Raw genomic sequence first — 5,606 nt, 5'->3', positions numbered from 1 at the left:
GCAAGGGAGACGAGAACAGCGACGAGATAGAGAAGCCAGAGGAACAGGAGTGACAGACAGAATCTCGTGACTTCCTAAACCCAGCCGCCTACGCTATTGTCGTAGGAACCCTACTCCCTACTTTCTATGTCCACTTCCCTCGTTCAAATCACTGTCGAAGAGTTTGCTCACCGTCTAGCAGGGTCGCCCGATTTGCAGTTGGTTGATGTACGAGAGCCTGCGGAACTGGAGCTGGCGCAGCTAGAGGGCTTCAAGAATCTGCCGCTGAGTCAGTTTGCGGAGTGGTCCGGGCAGATCCACACGCGCTTGGACCCAGAGAAAGAAACGCTGGTGCTGTGCCATCACGGAATGAGATCGGCGCAGATGTGCCAATGGTTGAACACTCAGGGCTTCACGAACGTCAAGAATATCGAAGGTGGGATCGATGCGTATGCGATCGTGGTCGATCCATCCGTGCCCCGGTACTGATTCCCGGTTCTGATCTGACTCGTTACCCTGACACCAGTAGGATTCAACCGTAATATTGATACAGGGGCACTGGACTTCCGTTCACAAGGAACTTCTGTGGTAGTAGCCTTGCTTCATAATTCATTCATAAAGCTTCCAAGATTCAGCCCTCGCATTCCTAACCCGACTCATCGCTTCAACCGAAATGTCTGTACAGGTTAATCTCACCCATCGGCAGCAGCAGGTTCTTTGGGCAACCGTGCGTCACTACATTGCCACCGCAGAACCCGTTGGTTCGGAGGCGCTGGTCAAGGAATATAACCTCAGCGTCAGTTCTGCCACAATTCGCAATGCGATGGGCGTTCTGGAAAAAGTGGGACTGCTGTATCAGCCGCACACCTCCGCTGGACGCGTCCCTTCTGATTCTGGCTACCGGATCTATGTAGACCAGTTGATCACGCCATCGAATGAGTTAAATCTGCACGTTGAGCAGTTGCTTAGCGATCGCCTCAACCGGGACGATCGCAGTCTGGAGGCAGTGCTGCGCGGTGCGGCTCAGATTTTGGCAACCGTCAGCGGCTACATTGCCTTAATTACGACGCCCCAAACCCAAACGGCTCACCTCCGCCACGTGCAGCTTGTACCCGTTGACTCCGGACGCGTGATGCTGATTTTCGTCACTAACTCCTACGAAACGCAGTCGGCGCTAATGGAGTTGCCCGTTGCAGACGACAGCAGCGAACCCGATGCGGATCTGCTGGAGCGGGAGCTGCAACTTCTGTCGAACTTCTTGAACAGCGAACTGCGAGGACGCGCGATCGCAGAGTTGGCGACGCTGGACTGGAGCGAACTCGATCGCGGATTCCAGCGCTACGGTGACTTTCTTAAAGCCATCCTGAGCGAGCTGACGCGCCGCTCTCAATTTCCGGCTCCTACACAGTTGCTCATTAGCGGCTTGTCTGAAGTGCTGCGGCAGCCAGAATTCTCGGAGGTGCAGCAGGTCAAAACGATCGTCCATCTGCTGGAGGAAGAGCAAGACCAACTCGTGCCCCTGATCTTTGAGCAGCCGGGCTTCGATAAACCCGGTCGCCGCGTCATGATTCGGATTGGCTCCGAAAATCTTTTAGAGCCAATTCGCACCTGCACGCTAATTTCATCCACCTACTGCAAGGGCACAACGCCTGTGGGAAGCGTCGGCGTGTTGGGACCCACGCGCATGGTGTACGAAAACGCGATCGCGCTGGTTGAAGCCGCCGCCGATTATCTCTCGGATGCTCTGAGTTAACCAAGAGGCTTACGCCACCGTTGGCTGGAGGGATTTGTCGCTTGCAGCCCAGCGGATTTTTGCGATCGTCTCTCATGCCCTCGCTAAAAACTTAGACCTCAGAACGGGATGATGTAGCCCATAATAGAAAGGCATTTAGAGTTTCGAGGCAGTTCCGTGACTGAAAAGCGCAACCGCTGGATGATCAACCTGGTTTTGATACTGTCCGTCGTCGCCTTTGTTGGCTTCTCGGTGTTTCCGATTTTCAGCAGCGTTCTGGAAGTGAGCAAAGCTCCGCCCACTACCAGTCCTTCAGCGTCGCCAAGCGCCAGCGCCCAGCCCAAAAAAGAACAGCTTGAGTCGCAGGTGAAAGGCTACGAGTCAGTGCTACAGCGAGAATCCGAAAACGAAACGGCGCTGAAGGGGCTGATTGAGGCGCGGCTGGGGCTGATTAGCATCGGCGCAGGTGACGTTAAAGATGTAATTCCACCGCTAGAAAAGCTGGCAAAGCTCAAGCCTGCTGAAACCGATTACTCAGTGCTGCTGGCGCAGGCAAAACAGCAGACTGGCGATCGTGAAGGCGCTGCCCAAGCCTACCGCACGATTTTGGAAACCAAGCCTGGAACCCTGAATGCCCTAGATGGCTTGACCACGCTGCTGATTCAGGAAAAGCGTCCGGAGGCGGCGATCGACTTGCTTCAGGACACGCTGAAGAAAGCGCCTCAGGCGAATCAGATCCAGCCGAACAGCGTTGATGTGCAATCGGTGCAGCTACTGCTGGGTCGCGCCTACGCCGAACAAAAACGATATGACGAAGCGATCGCCATCTACGACGAAGCAGCCAAAGCGAAGAAAGATGATTTTCGTCCAGTGCTAGCAAAGGCGATCGTCCTAAAAACGCAGGGCAAGTCTGACGAAGCAAAGCCTCTGTTTACCTCTGCGGCGACGCTTGCTCCGGCTCGGTTCAAAGACCAGATCAACCAAATTGCCAACGCGCCCGCACCGGGAGCCGTTGCCCCCGCGCCTACCGCGCCCAACTCAGCACCGCCAACCGCTGCGCCTAGTGCCGCTCCGGCTCCGGCTCCGTCAGCGTCTCCCTAACGCCACCCGCACCTGAAGCGTGGACCAGTGCTCAGACACGATCGCGGCGAGCGTCTGCAACCCCCACATCTCGGCGCGATGGTGCCCTACGGCAACTACGGCGATCGCGGTTTCCTCGACGGCTAGTGCTGCTGCCTCGCGGACCTGTCCCGTCACGTATAGCTGCGCGCCGTGATCGTGTGCCTCTCGCACAAGGGCATCATCCATTGCGCCGACAACAGCAACACGTGACACCGTTTTTTCGCCTTTTTCGCTTGCGCTGCTGAACTCCGCGCCACCAAAGCACTGGCGCACCCGATCGCAGTAGGCGCTGAGCCGTTGGGGCGGAACGTTGCCAATCATACCGATCGGTCGGTTGTGCTTTGTCCCCAGCACGTCCAACTCCGTTAGACCCAGCGCGATCGCCAAGTCAGGATTCAAGCCCACCGTCAGACGCTCATCAAACGCAAGATGATACGCCACGATTCCAATATCGTCGGCGAGCTTCGCGGAGTCTAGCTTCCAGGGACGATGCAAAAACAGCGCGTCTAGCGATTCTGCCCGGACCCACTCTGCCATGTCCGCCCACGGCTCCAGCGCCAACCCCAACCGCTGAATTGGACGATCGGACGCCCGATAGATTCCGTTCTGATCCTCGGCTGGAACGCGATCGCGCTCCAATCGCTGATCCAAAAACGCCGCCAGTTCAGTTAGCAACAGCATGAGGACAAGACCACCGACTTGAAGCAATTTTTTGTTAGGTGAGCACTGCCCACTCAACCGATTGTGGTCTATTCATGTGACCGCTGTAGAGCAAAGCTAGCAAACAGCACGTCAGCTAGCCACGTCGCGCAATCTGTCTTAGCTGGCGCGTTTCTTCCAGCAGCGCTTCAGGATTGGTTCCCGCCTGTGCCACAAATCCCAGCTTGACCTCTTCCAGCAGGTCGGTCAGCAGCGCTTGGATCTGCTGTAAGGCACGCTGATCCTGCACTTCTGACCCCAGCGTTTGAGCAAAATTTTGCGCGAGGCGACCAGAGAGTTCGGCTCCAGCGGTATCGCTCAGCAGGTTGGTCAGGGTGGTTTGCAGCAGTTGAATCGCTTCAGCCACCAGGCGATCGGTCAACTGTATCGGTATATTAGCGGCTCCAGGCAAATTCTTTAGCGCTTGGTAGGCGGGCGACTGGTTCAAAATGCCCTCCAAGTTGTGCGTCAGCAGCGCTGTAATGTCCGGCTGAATTTTGGGCAGCACCTCGTACACCGTCAGCCTCACCAGCAGCGTCGAGATTGCCGCCACCTCATCGGTGTTGTTGAGGTCCACACGCGGCTGATTTACTGCCTGGGACAGCCAGCGCGATACCTCACCGCGTTGGATTGCTGCCTGAGCCTGATCGATCACCTGCACCACGACGACTTCGGTCAGCTCATCGGCAATACTGCTGACAAACTGCTGCGTGGCTTGATTCCGCACCCGTTCTAAATCAACGAGTTCTGCCTGATGCAACCGAACCGCAACGGGAATCGCCCGCAGCAGTTCCAGCGGCGGAAAGAATAACCACAATGGCAGAAATAAAGGAATGTCGTACCAGCGCCACAGCATGGCATCGCGCCAGCTTAGCGATCGATAGCGGCGGCTGAGGTAAAACGTACGAGCAAGAAATTCCAGCAGAAACAGCAGCGCGAAGGGTGTATCAATGACGCCGAAGTTGTTCGTAAAATCGCCCGATTCGCCGATCGAGCGGTAGTAGTTCGTTTGGATCAGCGGTGTAACGGTGCGATTGAACCAGCCGATCTCCTGCTGCCAGTTTGCGGGCGTCAAATAATCGGTGCTCCAAAACCGCTGAAACGCTTGGCGAGCAGACTCTCGACGATCGCCGAACATGCGATCGCGCATTCGATTTTTAATCTTCTCTAGCGTGCCGCTTTTGTTTGCCAGCGCAAACGGGTTAGTGTCGATCATCTCCACGCTCAGATCGCGCAGGTTTGCCAGCGATCGCTGCACCTCTGGACTGTTCAACCCCTGCTGCACGACTTGCTGTTCAAGCTGCTGCACTGCTTGCAGATAGTCTTGTGTGTCTCGGTGCGGTTCAATGCCTTTAATCGGGTCGTACCACTGAGTAATCTGGCGCGGCATCGGCACCTGAAGGGGGAAATTGACCAGCGGTAGCTGAAACGTTCCGCGCAGCCAAAAATCGCGCCACGGCACATAGCTCAGATCGAACAGCACCAGTCCGAAGTTTGCGGTTGCCAGAAGCGCCATCAGCCGCTCAAACCAAAGGTTTTTCCGACGACTCGGAGATGGGCGCAGAACAGGACGCGGAGAAGCCATCTTCGTAACCAGCGACAACACACCTTTTACCCTACTGGGTACAGTGCGCAATAGCTAGCGATCGAGCAAACTGCCAGGAGTAGTGCGCGTGCTGGGACGAACCCCACCGTTGAGTCCGGGCGATAAATAGGTACCCACTGGGCTAACGGAATTTTTTGGCGTCGTAACGCTGGTGCCATTCGAGTAGTAGTAAGTCGTGGAACCGTCGCCGCGTTGCAGAGTCACGTTTGGCAACAGGATGCCGTTTTGCGGCGTCACGATTGTACCGCTGGGGTAAATGCGCGTTCCTGACGGGTAGTTCAACTGATTTCCCGTCCCGGAAGACGAGGAAGGATTAGACACTTGCGCCAAAGCAGGAGCAGTTCCCACTGCCACGCCTAGCGCGGTTGCTCCAATTATTAGATGCTTAATCATGGGGGTGGTAGCTCACGACTAACTCCAGCATATTCCCTCTTAAAAAAAGTGGTTTTGAGGAGACGCACGATCGCG

General features: G+C 56.0%; 6 protein-coding genes. 3 read left to right on the top strand and 3 right to left on the bottom strand.

The window, feature by feature from the left end; all coding sequences use genetic code 11:
* Positions 1-126 precede the first annotated feature (126 nt).
* The 3 genes from H6F43_RS15525 to H6F43_RS15515 all read left to right on the top strand — a co-directional run bounded on the left by H6F43_RS15525 (position 127) and on the right by H6F43_RS15515 (position 2,812).
* Positions 127-468, top strand: coding sequence for a rhodanese-like domain-containing protein (locus H6F43_RS15525; RefSeq protein WP_190343631.1), 342 nt, complete (start codon positions 127-129; stop codon positions 466-468).
* Between the two features lie 184 nt (positions 469-652).
* Complete coding sequence (hrcA, locus tag H6F43_RS15520) at positions 653-1,732, top strand: heat-inducible transcriptional repressor HrcA (RefSeq protein WP_190343630.1); 1,080 nt, start codon at positions 653-655, stop codon at positions 1,730-1,732.
* A gap of 156 nt (positions 1,733-1,888) precedes the next feature.
* Positions 1,889-2,812 (top strand): tetratricopeptide repeat protein, encoded by a 924-nt coding sequence (locus H6F43_RS15515; protein ID WP_190343629.1) that lies wholly within the window; start codon positions 1,889-1,891, stop codon positions 2,810-2,812.
* Here H6F43_RS15515 and H6F43_RS15510 read toward each other — a convergent pair.
* The 3 genes from H6F43_RS15510 to H6F43_RS15500 all read right to left on the bottom strand — a co-directional run bounded on the left by H6F43_RS15510 (position 2,798) and on the right by H6F43_RS15500 (position 5,531).
* Entirely contained in the window at positions 2,798-3,514 is a 717-nt protein-coding gene (locus tag H6F43_RS15510) for a Nif3-like dinuclear metal center hexameric protein (protein ID WP_190343628.1), read from the bottom strand. The two genes, H6F43_RS15515 and H6F43_RS15510, sit on opposite strands and share 15 nt — an antisense overlap.
* Positions 3,515-3,629: 115 nt before the next feature.
* On the bottom strand, positions 3,630-5,117 hold the full coding sequence (locus tag H6F43_RS15505) for a hypothetical protein (RefSeq protein ID WP_242025659.1): 1,488 nt from the start codon (positions 5,115-5,117) through the stop codon (positions 3,630-3,632).
* A 54-nt stretch (positions 5,118-5,171) separates the two neighbouring features.
* Positions 5,172-5,531: a hypothetical protein gene (locus H6F43_RS15500; RefSeq protein ID WP_190343627.1), complete on the bottom strand. Its 360-nt coding sequence runs from the start codon at positions 5,529-5,531 to the stop codon at positions 5,172-5,174.
* Positions 5,532-5,606: the final 75 nt, after the last annotated feature.

Origin of the sequence: Leptolyngbya sp. FACHB-36, assembly GCF_014695955.1 — a bacterium.
Taxonomy (GTDB): domain Bacteria; phylum Cyanobacteriota; class Cyanobacteriia; order Leptolyngbyales; family Leptolyngbyaceae; genus FACHB-36.
Note: the sequence above shows the minus strand (reverse complement) of the source record. Positions and strands in the feature narration are given on the sequence as shown.

Coding starts and splice junctions, on each gene's coding strand:
- H6F43_RS15505 (WP_242025659.1), bottom strand. CDS start 5,117: ATGGCTTCTCCGCGTCCTGTTCTGCGCCCATCTCCGAGTCGTCGGAAA.
- H6F43_RS15525 (WP_190343631.1), top strand. CDS start 127: ATGTCCACTTCCCTCGTTCAAATCACTGTCGAAGAGTTTGCTCACCGT.
- H6F43_RS15500 (WP_190343627.1), bottom strand. CDS start 5,531: ATGATTAAGCATCTAATAATTGGAGCAACCGCGCTAGGCGTGGCAGTG.
- H6F43_RS15510 (WP_190343628.1), bottom strand. CDS start 3,514: ATGCTGTTGCTAACTGAACTGGCGGCGTTTTTGGATCAGCGATTGGAG.
- hrcA (WP_190343630.1), top strand. CDS start 653: ATGTCTGTACAGGTTAATCTCACCCATCGGCAGCAGCAGGTTCTTTGG.